The organism is Adlercreutzia muris (genome assembly GCF_041223505.1).
In the GTDB taxonomy this organism is placed as follows: Bacteria; Actinomycetota; Coriobacteriia; order Coriobacteriales; family Eggerthellaceae; genus Adlercreutzia; species Adlercreutzia muris.
This window is the reverse complement of sequence record NZ_JBCLQK010000001.1, coordinates 375,542-393,111: the sequence shown is the minus strand read 5'-3', so window position 1 is coordinate 393,111 and position 17,570 is coordinate 375,542. Positions and strand designations below refer to the sequence as shown.

16 protein-coding genes are annotated in these 17,570 nt (G+C 64.8%); 9 read left to right on the top strand and 7 right to left on the bottom strand.

The window, feature by feature from the left end:
* Window positions 1–234 precede the first annotated feature (234 nt).
* Window positions 235–741: a very short patch repair endonuclease gene (locus AAK988_RS01540; RefSeq protein ID WP_236759047.1), complete on the top strand. Its 507-nt coding sequence runs from the start codon at window positions 235–237 to the stop codon at window positions 739–741.
* Here the strand turns inward: AAK988_RS01540 and AAK988_RS01535 are convergent.
* The 3 genes from AAK988_RS01535 to thiM form a co-directional block, all read right to left on the bottom strand.
* Window positions 738–1,520: an ATP-binding protein gene (locus AAK988_RS01535; protein ID WP_369880295.1), complete on the bottom strand. Its 783-nt coding sequence runs from the start codon at window positions 1,518–1,520 to the stop codon at window positions 738–740. The two genes, AAK988_RS01540 and AAK988_RS01535, sit on opposite strands and share 4 nt — an antisense overlap.
* 115 nt (window positions 1,521–1,635) lie before the next feature.
* Window positions 1,636–1,935: an MTH1187 family thiamine-binding protein gene (locus AAK988_RS01530; RefSeq protein ID WP_369880294.1), complete on the bottom strand. Its 300-nt coding sequence runs from the start codon at window positions 1,933–1,935 to the stop codon at window positions 1,636–1,638.
* A gap of 34 nt (window positions 1,936–1,969) precedes the next feature.
* Window positions 1,970–2,815 carry a hydroxyethylthiazole kinase gene (gene thiM, locus AAK988_RS01525; RefSeq protein WP_369880293.1) on the bottom strand — a complete coding sequence of 282 codons (846 nt, stop codon included), beginning with the start codon at window positions 2,813–2,815 and terminating at the stop codon, window positions 1,970–1,972.
* Between the two features lie 223 nt (window positions 2,816–3,038).
* Between thiM and mnmA the strand changes: the two genes are divergently transcribed.
* The gene (mnmA, locus tag AAK988_RS01520; RefSeq protein WP_369880291.1) at window positions 3,039–4,193 is read left to right on the top strand and encodes a tRNA 2-thiouridine(34) synthase MnmA; all 1,155 of its coding nucleotides are present in this window, start codon (window positions 3,039–3,041) and stop codon (window positions 4,191–4,193) included.
* On the opposite strand, the gene AAK988_RS01515 is transcribed toward mnmA, so the two are convergent.
* Window positions 4,190–5,845, bottom strand: a complete 1,656-nt coding sequence (locus AAK988_RS01515) for a PAS domain-containing hybrid sensor histidine kinase/response regulator family protein (RefSeq protein ID WP_369880290.1) — start codon at window positions 5,843–5,845, stop codon at window positions 4,190–4,192. The genes mnmA and AAK988_RS01515 overlap by 4 nt on opposite strands.
* Before the next feature lie 184 nt (window positions 5,846–6,029).
* A complete protein-coding gene (locus tag AAK988_RS01510; RefSeq protein ID WP_242369869.1) occupies window positions 6,030–7,649 on the bottom strand; it encodes an FAD-binding protein in 1,620 nt (539 codons plus the stop codon).
* Window positions 7,650–7,985: 336 nt separating this feature from the next.
* Here AAK988_RS01510 and AAK988_RS01505 point away from each other — a divergent pair, with 336 nt between their 5' ends.
* Entirely contained in the window at window positions 7,986–9,431 is a 1,446-nt protein-coding gene (locus AAK988_RS01505; protein ID WP_369880289.1) for a LuxR C-terminal-related transcriptional regulator, read from the top strand.
* 41 nt (window positions 9,432–9,472) lie between these two features.
* Here the strand turns inward: AAK988_RS01505 and AAK988_RS01500 are convergent, their stop codons facing one another.
* A complete protein-coding gene (locus tag AAK988_RS01500) occupies window positions 9,473–10,405 on the bottom strand; it encodes a LysR family transcriptional regulator (RefSeq protein ID WP_016310562.1) in 933 nt (310 codons plus the stop codon).
* A gap of 471 nt (window positions 10,406–10,876) precedes the next feature.
* Here AAK988_RS01500 and cysK point away from each other — a divergent pair, with 471 nt between their 5' ends.
* Entirely contained in the window at window positions 10,877–11,809 is a 933-nt protein-coding gene (gene cysK, locus AAK988_RS01495) for a cysteine synthase A (protein WP_369873118.1), read from the top strand.
* Window positions 11,810–12,232: 423 nt separating this feature from the next.
* Here the strand turns inward: cysK and AAK988_RS01490 are convergent, their stop codons facing one another.
* Entirely contained in the window at window positions 12,233–13,216 is a 984-nt protein-coding gene (locus tag AAK988_RS01490; RefSeq protein WP_369880288.1) for a helix-turn-helix transcriptional regulator, read from the bottom strand.
* Between the two features lie 135 nt (window positions 13,217–13,351).
* On the opposite strand from AAK988_RS01490, the gene frc reads away from it, so the two are divergent.
* The 5 genes from frc to AAK988_RS01465 all read left to right on the top strand — a co-directional run bounded on the left by frc (window position 13,352) and on the right by AAK988_RS01465 (window position 17,516).
* Window positions 13,352–14,686 carry a formyl-CoA transferase gene (frc, locus tag AAK988_RS01485; protein ID WP_242369872.1) on the top strand — a complete coding sequence of 445 codons (1,335 nt, stop codon included), beginning with the start codon at window positions 13,352–13,354 and terminating at the stop codon, window positions 14,684–14,686.
* Between the two features lie 169 nt (window positions 14,687–14,855).
* Complete coding sequence (locus AAK988_RS01480; RefSeq protein WP_135970915.1) at window positions 14,856–15,071, top strand: helix-turn-helix domain-containing protein; 216 nt, start codon at window positions 14,856–14,858, stop codon at window positions 15,069–15,071.
* Window positions 15,072–15,353: 282 nt separating this feature from the next.
* The gene (locus AAK988_RS01475; RefSeq protein ID WP_369873120.1) at window positions 15,354–16,592 is read left to right on the top strand and encodes a radical SAM protein; all 1,239 of its coding nucleotides are present in this window, start codon (window positions 15,354–15,356) and stop codon (window positions 16,590–16,592) included.
* Between the two features lie 137 nt (window positions 16,593–16,729).
* Window positions 16,730–17,260, top strand: coding sequence for a hypothetical protein (locus AAK988_RS01470; RefSeq protein ID WP_369873121.1), 531 nt, complete (start codon window positions 16,730–16,732; stop codon window positions 17,258–17,260).
* A gap of 10 nt (window positions 17,261–17,270) precedes the next feature.
* Window positions 17,271–17,516: a helix-turn-helix domain-containing protein gene (locus AAK988_RS01465; protein ID WP_151431985.1), complete on the top strand. Its 246-nt coding sequence runs from the start codon at window positions 17,271–17,273 to the stop codon at window positions 17,514–17,516.
* Window positions 17,517–17,570: the final 54 nt, after the last annotated feature.

Here is a 17,570-nt window from a genome sequence, read left to right as displayed (position 1 = left end):
GGGACTGCAGCGCCTCGGTGTGCCCGGAACGCGCGTCGAGCCATCTCGCGACTCGGGTTGCGCCGCCCTTCCGCCGGCCAATAAAAAAGCACCCCCGGAGCGCGCATCTTCAAAGGCCTAACGATGCGCACGCGGCGAGTGCTCGCGCCTACCCGGCGGCAGGCTATGTCGCCCAGCACTATACCGCAAGTCGGCGGGCGGGGGAAGGGTATAATGGTGTCAATGGAACCGACGATGACAATTTCGCCCGAGAAGGGCCGCTACGATTTCGGCGTGGTGAGTCTGGCTACGCGCAAATCGATGCAGGGAAACAAGCGACGGGACACAAAGCCCGAGATCAAGGTGCGCCAGATGCTGCGCGCCATGGGCTTCACCGGCTACCGCTGCGATTGGAAGAAGGCTCCGGGCCGTCCCGACGTGGCCTTTGTGGGCCGTAAGAAGGCCATTTTCGTTATGGGGTGCTTCTGGCACCGTTGCCCGGCGTGCAACCTGTCGGTGCCCAAGAAGAACATCGAGTACTGGGAAGAGAAGTTTGCCCGCAACCGGGAGCGCGACGAGCGCAACCTGGCCGCCCTGGCGGAGCAGGGCTGGGACGTGCTCGTGTTGTGGGAGCACCAGCTGAAGAAGAAGGAGCTGCCGGCCACCCAGCGGCTCCTCTATGAGTTCGTGCGCCGCGAGGGCGATCTGCCCTACGACGAGGCCTTCCCCGAGGAAGCGGAAGGCACTGCGGCTGCCCGTTAGGCGATAACCTCGCCGGTGATGGAGAATGTGACCACCGAGAAGGGGATGTCCTTGCCGGCGCGGGCGTGGGCCTCGGCGGCGGCGCGCTCGAGACCGCCGCAACAGGGCACCTCCATGCGGGCGATGGTGACCGAGGTGATGTCGTTGGCGGCGATAATGGCGGCCAGCTTGTCGGCGTAGGAACCCTCGTCCAGCTTCGGACAGCCGATGACGGTGACATTGCCGGCCATGAAGCGCTCGTGGAAGCTCGCGCAGGCAAAGGCGGTACAGTCGGCGGCAATGAGCAGGCCGCGGCCCTGGTAGTAGGGAGCCTGCACGGGCACAAGCTTGATCTGAGCTGGCCACTGGGCCAGGCGGCTCGGCAGGGCATCGGCGGCCAGGGCGGTTGCGGTCGCATCGGGCGCAACCAGGGTACGGGCGGCGCTGCCAGGACAGCCGCTGGGGGCCAGGGTGCGGGCGGCGCTGCCGGGGCATCCCGCACGCGGCGTGCGGACGACGGCGGCGTCGAGGATGTCCTCGGCTGAGGTCTCGGCGGATGCGCGGGCCGCGAGGTGGGCCTCCACGGCCGCCTCGTCGTAAGGCGTCGCCTCGCGCTCCACGAACGTGATGGCCTCGGTGGGGCAGGCCGGCAGGCAGTCGCCGAGGCCATCGCAGTAGTCGTCACGCAAAAGGCGCGCCTTGCCATCGACCATGCCGATGGCGCCCTCGTGGCACGCATCAACGCATAGGCGGCAGCCGATGCACTTCTCCTCGTCGATCTGGATAATCTTTCGCAGCATGGTTCACCTTTCGCTTTACGGGTTCGTCGGGGAAGCATCATAGCGACCCGAGGATAAAGCGCAAGGCCCTCCACACAGATGGCGCGAACTTGTGAAGTGCCGCGCCGTGCCGGGGCTACTCGGCCAGCAGCTCCCCCACGGCTTCCACCTTGCGCGTGAGGGTGCCGGTATGCCCAGGGCGAATATCGGCCTTCAGGATGACCTCAGTGCGGATGCCCTGGTCGGCCAGGACGAAGGTGGCATCGCGCACTATGGCCATTACATCGTCCCAGGGCCCCTCGATCTCGGTGAACATGGAGGTCATGCGGTGCGGCAGGCCCGAATCGCGGATGATGCGGACGGCTTCGGCCACGTAGGGGGCCAGCTCATCGCCCACCCCGAAGGGCGCGATGGCAACGGCGACAAGGGTGTTCATGAAAGTCCTTTCGGCGGGATGTCTCGTTCGGGTATCAGGCTTCCTCGAAGGCGAAGGGCGCATCGGCGACTTCTTCGGGCGTAAGCGCGGCCAGCGCGTCGAGGAAGGCCACCTGGAAGCTGCCGGGGCCGCTGCAGCGCTCGGCCGCTTGGGCGCCGGCGCGGTTGTAGGCGGCCGTGGCGGCCAGTGCCGCAGTGAGGGGGTCGGCCACGCAGGCGTAGACGGCCGCCACGCCGCCGAGGGAGCAGCCCGATCCGGTGACGGAGCACATAAGCGGGCTTCCGCCCTCGGCCCGCACGACGACGGCGCCGTCGGTGACGAGGTCGGTGGGACCCGATACGGCCACGGCGCCGCCAGAGAAGCGGGCGATGGCCACGGCGGCGGCGCGGGCGGCCTCCACCGAGTCGGTGGCATCCACGCCGCGCGGGCCGCGTCCGTTGTCGGCGGCCGCATCGAGGCCCCACAGCTCGGCCACGGCGATGATCTCCGAGGCGTTGCCGCGCACGATGGCCGCAGGCCACGCCTTCACGGCGCGGATCAGCTCGGTGCGCAGGCTGCCGATGCCGACGCCCACCGGGTCGAGCACCCAGGGCTTGGCCGCCTCGGCGCAGGCGCGGGCCGTGCGCGGGACGGTTTCCTCGTACACGGGCAGAAGCGTGCCCAGGTTGATGTAGACGGCGCCTCCGAGGGCCGCCACGCATTCGCCCTCGTCGGGCAGGTACACCATGGCCGCCGAGCCTCCGACGGCCAGCTGGGCGTTGGCGACGAAGTTCTGGGTGACAGTGTTGGTGATAGAGGGCGCGAGCGGGTTGGCCGCGCGCACCTCGCGCACGGCGGCGGCCATGAGGCCGCGCTGCTCGGCTTCGGCGATCCGGGTCATGGAACCGATCCTTTCCGGAAGCAAAAAAAGCGCCCGTATGCGGAGCGCCTTGTGCTGGTGGGCATGCTCCCTACGACAGTGTTAGCTGACAGGTTCGAAGGGTTGGGCGGCACCGCCCTCTCAACGGAAGGCCCCCGGCGTGCCGTGGACATCTTCCGTACCCCTGCATGGGTGCTAGCATAGCCGATAGCCCCCGTGCTATGATGGCGCCATGGACGAACGGATGGAAAATGCGCCCGCAAAGGCGCAGGGTAGGGCGCCTCTTCCCGGGGGAGCTTTCGACGATGCCGCCGCGGGCGCGGGCCCCACGGTGATGATGGCGATGAGCGGCGGGGTGGACTCGTCGGTGGCCGCCCTGCTTCTCAGCGAGGCCGGCTATGGGGTGACGGGCGCAACCATGAAGCTCTTCGGCGCCGATGTGGTAGCGCCCGACTGCGACTCGTCGTGCTGCTCGGCCGATGATGTGGAAGATGCCCGGGCCGTGTGCCGGCGCCTCGGCGTGCCCCACTACACGTTCAATTTCGGCGAGCTGTTCGGCGAGGCGGTCATCGACCGGTTCTGCGGCGCCTACCTTGGGGGCACTACGCCCAATCCCTGCATCGATTGCAACCGCTTCCTGAAGTTCGATGCTCTCCAGCGCCGCCGCCGCGAGCTGGGGCTTGGCTTTGTGGCCACGGGCCACTACGCTCGCCGCGCTTGGGATGCGCGAACCGGCCGCTGGCGGCTTCTGCGGGCGCGGGATGCGGCGAAGGATCAGAGCTACGTGCTGTACCACCTTACCCAGGACGCGCTCGCCCATATGCTCTTTCCCCTGGGCGAGCTGACCAAGCCCGAGGTGCGCGAGCTCGCCCGCGCCCACGGTTTCGCAACGGCCGAGAAGCCCGAGAGCCAGGATATTTGCTTCGTGCCCGACGGCGACTACGCCGCCTTCATAGGGCGGCGGTGCGGGTGCGGCGCAGCTTTCGAGCCGGGGGAGATCGTGAACCGGGAGGGTAAGGTGCTTGGCGAGCACAAGGGGCTTATCCATTACACCGTAGGCCAGCGCAAGGGCATCGGCGTGGCTGCCCCCGAGCCGCTCTACGTGTTCGCGAAAGACGCGGCGGCCAATCAGCTCGTCGTGGGCACAGCCGCCGAGGTGCAGGTGCGGGAGGTGACGGCCCACGATGTGAACCTCATCGCCGTCGAGCGCATCGAGGCGCCGTGCGCGGTGACTGCGAAGACACACTACCGCCAGCGCCCCATGGCGGCGACGGTGGAGCAGACGGGCGACGATGAGCTGCGCGTGGTGTTCGACGAGCCCCAGCGGGCCGCTGCGCCCGGCCAGGCCGTGGTGCTCTACCACGGCGACGTGGTGGTGGGCGGCGGTACCATCTGCTAGCCGATGACGGTGGCGATGAGGCGCTCGAGCCGGTGGATGTCGAGGGGCTTGGCCAAATGGGCGTCCATGCCGCTTTCCAGGGAGCGTTTCCGATCTTCCGAAAACGCATTCGCACTCACGGCGATAATGGGCACGGTGGAGCGCAGTGGGTCGGGCAGCGCGCGGATGGCCCGGGCGGCCGCGTAGCCGTCCATCACGGGCATCTGGATGTCCATGAGCACCAAATCGAAGGCGGACGGGTCGGCTCTGCTCAGCCGCTCGACAGCCACCTGCCCGTTTTCCGCTACTTCCACCGTGTAGCCGGCGTCCTCCAGAAGGCAGCAGGCAATCTCGCTGTTCAGCTCGTTGTCCTCTACGAGTAGGATGCGCCGCACCTCGCCGGTGCGCTCGCGGCGGCCGAAGGCCTCTCTCGCATCCTCGGCGTGGGTCACGCGCAGCGTGAGCGTGACGGTGAACACCGAGCCTGCGCCCGGCGTGCTTTCCGCGGAGAGATCGCCCTGCATGAGATCGAGGATGCTCCGCACGATGGTCAGGCCGAGGCCGGTACCCTGCACGCCCGAGGCCGTCGTGTTGTTCTCGCGTTCGAAAGGCAGGCACATGCGGTCGGTGAAGGCCGCGTCCATGCCGATGCCCTCGTCGGCCACGGTGAGGTGGAAAGTGGAGAACCCGCCGGCGCTGCCCGGCTCCTCGCTGGCGACGATGCGCACGGTGGTACGGGGCGGCGAGTACTTCACGGCGTTGTCGACCAGTTGGGAAAGCAGGTGCGTGAGGCGCACGACGTCGGCCTCAACGCGATCGTGCACGATGCCGGACACGTCGGCTTCCAGGGCGATGCCGCGGCGCTCCGCGGTCTCGGCGAAATCGCGCCGCACCTGCTCGACGGCGGAGGAGAGCGAGCACTCGGCCATTACCAGCTGCACATGGCCTGCCTCCATGCGGCTGATCTCCAGGGTTTCGTTCACCACATCGAGCAGCTGGTGCGAAGCGTCTAGCACGCGATCGGTATAGGCGCGCACGCGCTCGGCTTCGTTCAGGTGCGCGCGGATGAGCTCGGCGTAGCCCACTACGGCGTTCAGCGGCGTGCGGATGTCGTGGCTCATGTTCGAGAGGAAGGCGTTCTTCGCCACATTGGCCGCTTCGGCTTGGGACAGCGCCCCGCGCAGCATGCTGCGATGCTCTGCCTCGCGCACGTGGGCCTCGGCGAGCTCGGCGCTTACGGAGGCGAGCTCTTTGCGATGCCGCTCGTGCTTCTCGGTGCCGTCGTTGATGAACACGTAGAAAAGGGGGCCGGCCTTGGTTTCCACATAGTGGCCGTAATCCTCGATCCAGCGCACGGCTCCGTCGGAGCGCACGATGCGGTACTCTACGTAGTCCATATCGAACTGGTCGGCCGCGATCTGGCGGGCGATGGAGTCCTCAACCCGGACGATGTCGTCGGGGTGGACCATGCCGGGGAAGGTGAAGCCGGTGAGCCTTTTGAAGGCGGACAAGTCATCGCAGCCGAAGATACGGCAGCAGGCCTCGTTAGCGTAGATAAGGCCTTCGTCGGCATCGGCCCGGTAGACGAAAAAGCCGCCGGGCATGTGGGAGAGCACGCCCTCGATGCCCAGCGCGGCGAGGGCGGAGGCGGTATCGTCCGGCTCTGGGGCCATGGAAAGTTCCTTTACGACGAAACGGGTGTTGGCCCTATTCTACTACGGCCCCTGTTGCACGGTGGTTAAATTCCGCTATCTGCGAAATGTTCGTCCGTCGGCCCTCGAGCGACCGATGTGGAGAAAAGGGCAGGGGCCGCCCGGGAGGAGGGCGGCCCCTGGAAGGGGAGGGTGCGGGATCGTTTTACTTGCTGGCCACCGCGCGGCCGACGACGTAGCCCTGGGTGTGGCAGCGGCCCAGGGACAGGCCGGGCACCGTCATGGGGTAGTCGGGGCTTCCGAAGAAGTTGCCGGCGCAGTTGCCGATGGCGTAGAGGCCCTCGATGGGCTCGCCCTCGTCGTTGAGGGCCTGCATATCGGCGTTCACATTCACGCCGTGGATGATGGTGGACAGGCCGATGTGGCGATGGATGCCATAGAACGGCGGCTGCTTGATGGCCTTCAGGAACTGGGCGGGCTTGCCCATGTCCTCATCGATGCCGCCTTCGGCCAGCTCGTTGTAGCGCTCGACGGTCGCGACGAAGGTCGGCACGTCGGTCAGTCCCAGCTTCTCGCCGAGCTCTTCCAGGGTATCGGCGGAGAAGGTGTTGATGAGGCTCTCGTAGACGCCGGTCTTCTCGCCCTCGACCTCGGGCATGTAGCTGGCCATGGCCTCCGGCGGCAGGGCCACGCCCGGCCAGCCCTCGGTGTCGGCCATATAGTTGCTGTCGAAGATCTGGGAGTACCAGCCCTGGTCGGCCTCGCTGCGCAGGAAGTTGCCCATGACGGCCATCTCGCAGGCTGCCTCGTTGCAGAAGCGCGTGCCATCGTTCTTTACGGCGAGGAAGGGCATGTCAGCCATGGAGCCCGGGCCTGCATCGAAGTCGTGCTGCACCTTGGAGCCGCAGGCATCCTCCATCTTCGCCCCGGCCCAGACCATCATCTTCTGGCCGTCGCCGGTCTTGTTCTGCTCCTTGCGGTAGATATTGGCCATGGCCGGCTCGTAGTAGGCCATCATCTCGTCGTCGTTCTCGTAGTCGCCCGTAGCCACGATGACGCCCTTGGCGGCGTTGAACTGGATGTAGCCGTCAGAGCCCTCGGCGATGACGCCGGTGACGGCGCCGGATTCATTCTGCACGAGCTGGGCGGCCGGGGTGGAGTAGAAGATCTCGACGCCCTGCTGCTCGGCCCAATCGGCGATGTCGCGCATGCCGTCGCCGGTGTTGTAGGGCTTCGGCCCGAAGTCGAAGGCGAAGTAGGACACGTCGTAGCCGTTGACGTTCTTGATGGCGCCGGTCCACTTCGCGGTGGAGTCCACCATCTGCGCGCCGGCCTTCTCGCCGATGCCCCACAGCCACTTCAGGGCCTCGCCGGAGTTGTAGGCCCACAGGCGCACCTGCTCGCGATCGGACAGGTGGCAGCAGTCGGCGTTGACGAGGGAGACCACGGCCTCCACGCCGCCGGGAGCCGTTTCCTCGACGATGATGGAATCGCACGTGTTGCCCTGGGAGACCGCCGTGGCCTCCTTCTGCAGCAGGGCCACCTTGGCCCCCGCCTCGAAGGCGGAGATGGCGGCGGGCACGCCGGCGGCGCCGGCTCCGATGACGACGACGTCGTAGTCCTTCGTCTCGGCGATGTCGGTAATGGGCTCGGGCTTCACGAAGAACGCCGGGGTTCCGTCGGCGGCGGCAGCGCTCTCGGAGCCGGTGCCAGTGGCCGCGGTGGGCTGCTGGGGCGAGCAGGCACCCAGCATGCTGGCACCCGCCACGCCGGCGGCCGCCACGCCGCCGAACTTGAACAGGTCGCGACGAGAAATGGTGGTCATAGTTTCCCTCCTAGTGAATAGACCGGTTGCGCCCCATCGCATTGCGGGCGCTGCTCGTACCCTAGCGCCTCGGGGCCGTCCTGCCCATCGTCCGTTGCGGGATTCGGGGGTGTAAAAAACGTAACCCCTTTCTGATCAGATATATAACCCCCTGGTATAACCCCTTATTTTTCCAATTATGAGCAGAAGTATCCGCAATGAGGGAATAGCGCGGGATCCTATCTTCTATAATCGTGGAGTGGTCGGGGACTCCCCGATGGCGGAGGGAGGTTCTACAGTGAGGGTGGATTTGCAGTGAGGGCTGAGCGCGGGTCGGCGGCGAGAGAGGACGCCGCGGTGGAAATCGAACGGGACGGAGAGGAAGCCGGCCGCCACAACGGTCGGCGCGTGCCGTGGTCGGCGCTGTGCGTGCCGGTGGCCTTTTTGGGGCTGGGGGTGTATCGCGCTTGGATCGAGATCGTCTTCGTGGGCTCGTTCGTCGGCTTTCCGGCCTCGAGCGTGCCGGTGCGCGACCTGTTCGACTGGACGATGGTGGCCACGGCCCTGGGCTGCACGCTGTTGGCGCGCCATATCGGCCCCTTCTTCAACAAGCGAAGCGTGTTCGCGCTGTGCGCGGCGGCCCTGATCGCCTCCACGGTGCTGATGTTCGCCTCCTGCTGGCACGCGGAGGCGGCCTCGGCTTTGGGAGTGCCCTCGGCGCTGCTCGGCGGCTTCGGCATTGCCCTCGCCATTCTCGTTTGGAGCGAGCTGTACAGCTGCCTGAATCCCCTGCGCGTCGCCCTGTACTACTCCGCCTCCATTGTGGCGGGTGCCTTGGTGCTGTATGTGTACCGCGGCTTTATGCTGCCGTGGCTGTTCGCCATGACGGCGCTCCTGCCGGCGGCGTCGTTGCTGATGGCGCGTCGGGCCTTTGCGAGCCTGCCTGCGGCCGAGCTGCCCTCCACATCGTGGAGCCGCTTCTCGGTGCCGTGGAAGGCGGTGCTGTTCATGGCGGCCTATGCCTTCGGTTACGGCCTGCTGGAGGGCGGTATGTACCAAGGTCCCTTCGGTCCCCATTCTGCGCCCGGGGCCGTGATGGTGGCGCTGCTCGTCTACCTCGGCGTCGCCATGCGCGGCGGCCGCTTCGACTTCAGCCTCATATACCGGGTCGCTCTGCCGCTCGTGGTGGTGGCCCTCACCATCGTGCCGCTGTTCGGCTATGTGCAGGGCCAGGCCGCGAACTTCTGCATGAGCGGCGCCTATACGGCCCAGTCGATCATCATCATGCTCATCATGGCGAACATCTGCTACCGCTTCGGCGTGTCGGCTATCTGGCTGTTCGGCATCGAGCGCGGGGTGCGCCAGGTGGTCATGTGGCTCGGGCGCATGACGGCGGATGCGGTGGAGAGTCAGGAGATACTGGGCGCGATGGGGGATATGGCCGTGGCGTTGCTGGCCCTGGTGGCCGTGGTGGCGGCAACGACTATCCTCCTCTCGGAGCGTGATCTCACGAGCCGCTGGGGCGCGAATTTCCTCTCGGGGGGCACCGATTCGGCGGCCTTGGCCCGCAAGCAGGAGCTGGCCGACCGTTGCGCCGAGATAGCGCGGCGCTATAAGCTCTCGGCCCGGGAAGAGGAGGTACTGCTCCTCTTGGCGCAGCATAAGACCGTGGGCATCATCGAGCGAGAGCTCGTTATCGCCAACGGCACCGCGAAGGCCCACGTGCGCCATATCTACCAGAAGCTCGACATCCACACGCGCCAGGAGCTGTTCGACCTGCTGGATATGGAGCCGCGGGATTGAGAAGGCCGCTCGGCGGCTCTCGGATACGTTGCGGGCGCTGCCTACAGGCCCGCCAGGCCGATCTGGTAGCCCTCCACGAACAGGCTCAGCTTCTCGATGTAGCGTTGGGCCAAATCAGACAGCTGGCGTTCGTTGTGCACGATGTAGCCCACGCGCATGAGCTCCTTGGTGGCCAAAGGAACGCTGGCAATGCCCGTGTGCATCTCGCTCGACAGCATGCCGGTGGAGATGGTGTAGCCATCATGGTGGGCCAGCAGGTTCGATAGCGTGCCCCGGTCGCTCACGGCGATGCGCTTGCCGTGGGGAAGCTCGGCGAAGGGCTCCTCGGCATAGAAGAACGAGTTGGCGTTGCCCTGCTCGAAGGCGTAGCGCGGCCAGGCTGCCAAGTCGTCCAGGGTGACCTCGGTTCGCTCGGCCAGGGGATGGCTCGCGCTCACGAAGATATGGGGCTGGGCGGAGAACAGCAGGTTGAACGAGAGGTTCGCATCGTCTAGGGCGTGGCCGATGACGCTCTCGTTGAACGACGACAGATAGAGCACGCCCAAATCGCTGCGGAAATCGCGCACATCCTCGATGACCTCGGCAGTGCGGGTCTCGCGCAGGGAGAAGTTGTAGGCGTCCTCCTCGTATTCCTCGGCCAGCTCCAGGAAGGCCTCCACGACGAAGGCGTAGTGCTGGGAGGTGATGGCGAGGCGCTGGGCCTGGTTGCCCCCATCGCCGCGACCGGAATAGCGCTGGGCCATGAGGTCGGCCTGCTCCACCACTTGCCGCGCGTAGCCGAGCAGCTCCACGCCGTCGCTCGTGAGCGTGATGCCGCGGTTGGAGCGCTCGAAGATGGTGACGCCGGTCTCGCGCTCGATGTCGCGCACGGCCACTGATAGGCTCGACTGCGACACGTAGAGCGTGTGGGCCGCGGCGCTGATGGAGCCGTGGCTGGCAATGGCGATGAGGTAGCGCAGCTGTTGGAGGGTCATGGGGTGCTCCGTGTTCTCGGGTGCTCGTTAAAGTCTAGTAACTTTCTAGGAATTATATACCGCTATCGGGAAAGCGGTCTGGTGAAATTCTAAGCGGCGGCATCTGTTTCGCGGGATCGGCTATCGAAAACCCCTATGGCCTTCTCGGTTGACGGAGGTCCGTTGACAGGTACGATGGGCCCATCAAAAGTCACCGCCGGTCGGACTTTCGGGTAATGCTCAGTCGCTCGGACAGTCCTCGCGTGCATGGGATGCACGCTGCGGAATTCGCTTGGTGAGCCCACCCGAAATTCCTTCCTGTCGCACCTCGGCTGAGGTAGAGCGTAGGGGGAACACGGGGCGTTCTGACCGAGCGAGTTCCGCAGCGACGAGAACAGTCCAGTGGGCTGTTCCCCAAAGCGAGGACTGTTTGAGCGAATCAGGATACCCCGTGGTCCCGACCGGGAAGAGTTGCAAGCGAAAGGACTTTCCATGAACGTGCACAAGAGCATTGCCGAGCTGATCGGGCACACGCCCCTGGTGGAATTGGCCAACTACGAGCGGGCCTGCGGCGTGCCAGCTACGCTGCTCGGGAAGGTGGAGTCCTTCAACCCCACCGGCTCGGTGAAGGACCGCGCCGCCCTCGCCATGATCGAGGCGGCCGAGGCCGCCGGGCTCATCGACGACGAGACGGTGCTCATCGAGCCCACGTCCGGCAACACCGGTATCGGCCTGGCGGCTTTGGCGGCCGTGCGCGGCAACCGCATCATCATCACCATGCCCGAGACCATGTCCCAGGAACGGCGCAACCTCATGCGCGCCTATGGGGCCGAGCTGGTGCTCACCGAGGGCGCCAAGGGTATGAAGGGCGCCATCGCCAAAGCTGATGAGCTGGCCGCCGAGATTCCCAACTCGTTCATTCCCTCGCAGTTCACCAATGCGGCGAATCCTGCTGTGCACGAGCGCACCACCGGGCCCGAGATCTGGAAGGATACCGACGGGACGGTGGACATCCTCGTGGCCGGCGTGGGCACCGGCGGCACCATTTCGGGCACCGGGGCCTACCTGAAGGCCCAGAACCCGGACATCCAGGTGGTGGCTGTGGAGCCGGCCGGCTCGCCGGTGCTGTCCGAGGGACGCGCCGGCTCCCACAAGATTCAGGGCATCGGCGCCGGGTTCGTGCCCGACACGCTGAACACCGACATCTACGACGAGGTGCTGGCCATCACCGACGACGAGGCCTTCGAGGCCGGCCGCGAGCTGGCGGCGCGGGATGGCCTGCTCGTGGGCATTTCGGCCGGAGCCGCCGTGGCCGCCGCCACCAAAGTGGCCGCCCGCCCCGAGAACGCCGGCAAGACCATCGTCGTCATCCTACCCGACACCGGCGAGCGCTATCTCTCCACCGCCATGTTCGACTTCGAGTAGGTAAGGCGGCATCGGGAAAGCCCGGTTCTGGGGTCGCCTTGGCCTATGTGGCGGAGGAGATGGTTTTGGGTCCGTCTGTTTCCGAAGAGGCTGAAATTGTGCAGCAAACTCCGCGAGATAGATATAGGCTGCTCGGGATTCGCGCGTTGGTGGTCTCCGTCCAGATGTTTTCCCAGGTGACAGGGAGCCTCCCTGGCTGGCAAGGGCCGGGAAGGCTCCCTTCGCGTCTACTTCGCGGAGTTTACTGCGCAGGAAGCGCGATTATGGAAACGCAGCGGCCTTGTGGGGCGCGCAACACCTCCCATGAGAGGGCGACGGTTGCGCCAGCGGCCTTGTGCGAACATCGCAAGTATCGTGAGTGTCGTGAGCGTCGTCGGCGCCAAAGGCGGTTTCCTGGTACGGAATGCTCGAGGCGGCGTGGCCCTAGGCGTAATCTTCCAAGATGTCGCGAAGGTAGGCGGCGTATTCCGTGGCCAGATCGCTGGGGGCCTCGATGCGCACGCCGCGACCGAACTGGGCGAGCCACCCGAAGAACACCGGGCTCGGCGTCACGGTGACATAGACGCGGGCCCATCGCTCATCGATGACCGCGCTCTCCACGTCCTTTCCGAAGCGGTCCAGCATAGCGCTCATGACCGGCTCTTCCACGAGCAGGGTCACCCGTCGCGTCGCGCCCCCGAACATGGAGAAGGTGCGGGCGCTGTAGGCATCGGCGTCGAAGGTGGCGATGGCCGTGTTGCGCACGGCCGGCGTATCGGTGAGGCGCAGCCCCTGCATGCGGTCCACGCGGTAGGCGGGGAAGCTCTCGTGCTTTTCGTTGTAGGCGATGAGGTAGTAGCATCCCTCGGAGTATATGAGGCGCACCGGCGTCTCCCGGTAGAGCCGTCCGTCCTTCTGGGCCACGGGCCGCTTGTGGACGTCATGCTTCACGTAGCGGAAGGCCACCTGGCGGCGCTGGCGCAGGGCCTCGTGGATAGTGCTCACATGATGAAACACCGACTCGTTCTGCATGGTGATGCGGCCTTCCACGTGCACGTTGCGGGAGAGGGCCTGCTCCTGGTGGCACGAGCCGAGGGAGGCGATGCCCCCGACAAGGCGGTTGGCCATGCGACGGGTGAGGAAGCGCGATGACTGCACCGCGTCCACGAGGAGCATGAGCTCGGCTGCGGAGAAGGTGCGGCTGGCCAGAGCGTAGCTCACGGGGCGGGTGGGCAGCTTCTCTATGGCGAGGCCGAAGGAGCGCAGGGTCTCCAGGTCACGGTAAATGGATTTGCGCTCGGCATCCACACCGCGCTCGGCGAGGCCCTCGATGAGCTCCGGCGTAGTCAGCCCGTGGGCCTCGTCGGTCTGCTCGTAGAGCATCTGCATCAGATAGAGGAGCTTCAATTTCTGGTGCTCGCTGCCCATGGGTACCTTCCCTTCTCACCACAATCTGCAAACCGCTCTGTGACAAAGGCGCTCAGCGAACGGGGTTGCCGTCATCCGCTTTCTAGAATGGATGCCGTAGCACATTCTAAATCCTTCGAGAAGCGAGGTGTTCCCGTGACTGCAACAAACGCGAATTCCACGGCCCCTTTGGCGGGCATCAAGGTCATCGACTGGACCGAGGTTCAGTCGGGCCCCTCCTGCACCCAGTTTCTGGCCTGGATGGGCGCTGAGGTCATCAAGATCGAGCGCCCGGGCGGCGATCCGACCCGTACCGAGCTGCTGGACATCGCCGATTCCTGGAGCCTGTACTATCTTCAGTTGAACGCCAACAAGAAGTCCCTCACCCTGAACGTGAAGACGCCCGAGGGCAAGGAGATTCTGACCAAGCTGCTGAAGGAGGCCGACCTGTTCGTGGAGAACATCGGCCCGGGCGACGTGGAGAAGATGGGATTTGGCTGGGAGCAGGTGCACGCCATCAACCCGCGCTGCATCATGGCCTCGCTTAAGGGATTCAACCAGGGCTCGCGCTTCGCCCACGTGAAGGCCTTCGAGCCCGTGGCCCAGTCAGCCGGCGGCGCCGCCTCCACTACCGGCTGGAACGAGGGCGACTTCAACGTGCCCACCCAGTCCGCTGCGGCCCTGGGCGATTCCAACACTGGTATGCACTTCCTCATCGGCATCCTGTCGGCGCTGCTGCAGCGCGAGCGCACGGGCGAGGGCTGCTACGTGTACCAGTCCATGCAGAACGCCGTGCTGAACCTGTGCCGCATCAAGCTGCGCGATCAGCTGATGCTGGACAACCTGGGGGCTCTGCCGCATTACGAGGTGTACCCGAACTTTGATTGGGGCCGCGCTATCCCGCGCGCCGAGAATACCGAGGGCGGCCAGGTCATTGGCTGGTGCTACAAGGCCAAGGGCTGGGAGAGCGACCCTAATGCCTTCGTGTACATCGTCGTGCAGAACTCCGACAAGGCCTTCAAGATTCTGGCCGAGGCCATCGGCAAGCCGGAGCTGGCAACCGACGCCCGGTTCACGCCGTGGCAGAACCGCCAGCTACACAAGCAGGAGCTGTACCCGATCATCGAGGAATTCACCAAGCAGTACGATAAGTTCGAGTTGACGGACAAGCTGGGCGCGGCCGGCGTGCCGGTGGGCCCGGTGCTCGACTGGTACGAGATCGAGCACGACCCCGACCTGACCACCGACGGTACCATCCCCGAGATCGACCAGGGCGGCGCCCGCGGGAAGTTCAAGACCATCGGCCTGCCGTTCACGATGTCGAACTTCAAGCCGGACTACCAGCGCGCCCCCGATCTGGGCGAGCACAACGCCGAGATTCTGGAGAGCTTGGGCTATACGGCCGATCAGGTGCAGCAGTACACCCAGGCCGGCGTGTTGGAAGCGCCGACGACACCGCACAATGCGGCCGTGCAGGTGATTAAGAAGTAAGTTGGGCCGTTCGGCCTTTCGCGGGGTGCATCGCTTCGGTGAAAACGGGCCGCCCGCAACAAGCGCCGGGTTCCCTTTCGGGGCCCGGCGTTTTGCATATTTGCTGAAGTTCGCCGTAAGTTCTGTTATAAGAAAACCGCTTTTTACAGGGCAAGGTAGCCTTGGGGCCATGAGCAATCGACTGCAGAATAGAATCGGAAAACGCATTCGGGATATTCGCATATCCAAGGGCGTATCGCAGTCGCAGCTGGCGCTCATGACCTCCATGACCAAATCCTATATGAGCGAGATCGAGGCCGGTAAGAAGAACCTCACCTTGCGCACGCTCCAGAAGATAGCCACCTCGCTCGGCATTACCCTCGAGGATATTTTCCGCGGCATGTAGCCCGTGTAGCCTCGGCATCTTCGGTGGTCCTCGGGCGGTCTGCGCTTTTCGGAAATACTATTTTTGGCCTACTCAGCGCTCGGACGGATTTTCGTTGTCCGGGCAGCTTCCAATTGCTGGCAGCCGGGGCTTGCCGAAGAAAAGTTGCCTGATGGGAGCCCCTTTTGAAAGATCTCTAGCGTTTCATGTTAATAACGCGACATTTTATGGTGGTCAACGCATAAATGAGGATGAGAAATGATCGAAAATAGCTAAAATGTCACGTAATGAGGGGAGCCCAGGATGAGGTTCGGCCATACCATCGTGGAGCACGAACCGTTCTCCATTCCCATGATCGGCAACACGGCGACGGGTGCGGTTATCGGCCTGACTCCGGAGGGCCGTGCCCTGTGCCACCGCATGTTCACCGAAGATGTGCCCGACGAGGTCGTTGCCGCCGTGGACGAGCGCCTGTTGGAGCATTTGCGCCGCGGCGGTTTCGGCGAGGAGGCGCGCGCTGATGGGGAGCCGAAGCTGCAAGCGGCCTATCTGCACGTCACCCACCGCTGCAACCTGCGCTGCGTTGGCTGCTATTCCGCTGTAGACGGCCGCAACGAGAAGGATGACCTGCCCCTTGAGACGATGCTCGGGATTGTGGATCGTTTGGCGGCTGCGGGCGTGACGCGCTTGGTCATTTCCGGTGGCGAGCCGTTTCTGCGCGATGATTTGGCAGCTATCGCCGCCGGGGCCAAGGAGGCAGGCATCGAGCAGGTGGACGTGCTCACGAACGGCACGCGGGTGACCGGGGAAGTGCTGGAGGCCCTGGCGCCGTGGGTTGATTGCATCTCGGTGTCCTTCGACGGGGCCGATGCTCGCGCGGTATCGGCTATCCGGCGGGAGAATCGCTTTTCGGAGTTGGTGGAAACGGTAAAGCGCATTCGAGCTGCGGGCGTGCGGGCCCACATCATCCCGACCATTCACCGGGGCAACGGAGACGCTATGGGCTCCTACTGCGCCTTAGCCGAGGAGTTGGGGGCGACCATCAACTTCAGTCTGCTCTCGGCCCCGGCCGACGGGGGAGAGCTCGCGGCGGCGCTGCCCGACGAGGAGGCTCTGGTCGCCCTGGCCCGAGCCACCCTGGGTCTGGCCCCGGGCGGGGTGCCGCTGCTGGCCGATACGCCGGTGAGCACGGGGCTGTGCACCACAACGGGGTGCGGCGCGGGCTGCTCTGTGGTGAGCGTGTCGGCTGATGGAGAGGTGTTCCCGTGCCATCTGCTGCACGATGAGGCCTTTTGCGCGGGATCGCTGCACGACGATCCGGCGTGTTTGGAACGGCTCCGCCGACCCGCGCCGCCCGTGGACGAGCTGGTCCCGTGCGGCGCCTGCGAGATTCGCTACCTCTGCGGAGGCGGCTGCCGGGCCCGCGCCTACTTCGCCACGGGCGACGTGGGCGCGCGGGATCCCTATTGCACCCTGATGAGGACGTTCTACCGTCTTCTCTTTCAGGCCATGATGGGAGCCGAGATGGGAAAGGAGGTGTGAGCCATGCTGTTTTATGGAGAGCCAGCTCCACTGGATATTTGCGTGACGATTGGTCCCGTGAGCCCGTGCATCCGGGTGGGAGCATAGCAGCGAGGATGCGGTAACTGGGAGAGCGCCTACAGAGAAAAGAGCTTACGATGGTGTCGAATACCGATGAGATGAACTTGAAGTGCGCACTCGGCAAAGCGCAATCGAGGTGTAGGCTGATTAGAGTGGCCTGTATGGTTTTTGCCGGCGTCTACGCGCTTATTTGGATCGCCGCAACCGTGCTTGCTCTTATGGGCGGCAATGGCTTGGGTTCTACCTCAGCGGTGTTCTACTCCGTTCTCCATGGCGCCCTCTTTCTCGCCATGCTCCTGATTTTCATTGCTCTTTTCGGTGATGTAGTTGCCCGGGGTGTCCCTCTGTCCGTCAAACAAGCCGATCGGCTTCGCTTGATCGCCCTTCTCGCTCTTGCCCTCTTTTTCGTTGATCTTGCCTTCGATATTGTGGCTGTATATCAGGTATCCGAACCGCTTGATGCGACCTTTGATATAAATGGAGGAGAATCAGCAAATACGATCAACCTCAATGTGGGCATGCTGGTGTTCTCTGGTATCATGTACTCGTTGTCGGCAATTTTTCGCTATGCGGCATTGCTACAGCAGTTAAGCGACGATACCGTATGAAGGCTGTCCCATGCGTATTATTTCCAGGCTTGATCGGGTGATGGCGGACCGCAAGATGTCCGTGAACGAGCTGTCTCGTCGTATCGAGATTTCCCCGGTGAACATCTCCCGCATTCGCACGGGCCGTATCAAGGCCATTCGCTTCTCCACCATGATGAAGATCTGCAAGGAACTTCACTGCCAGCCCGGCGATCTCTTCGAGTTCGATCCCGACGGCGTTGACCCCAACGCCGAACAAGGCGACGGGGAGGAGTAGGCCCTTCCCGATGAGCCTGATCGAGCCCCTCAAAGGACCGAAGGGGCTCTTTTA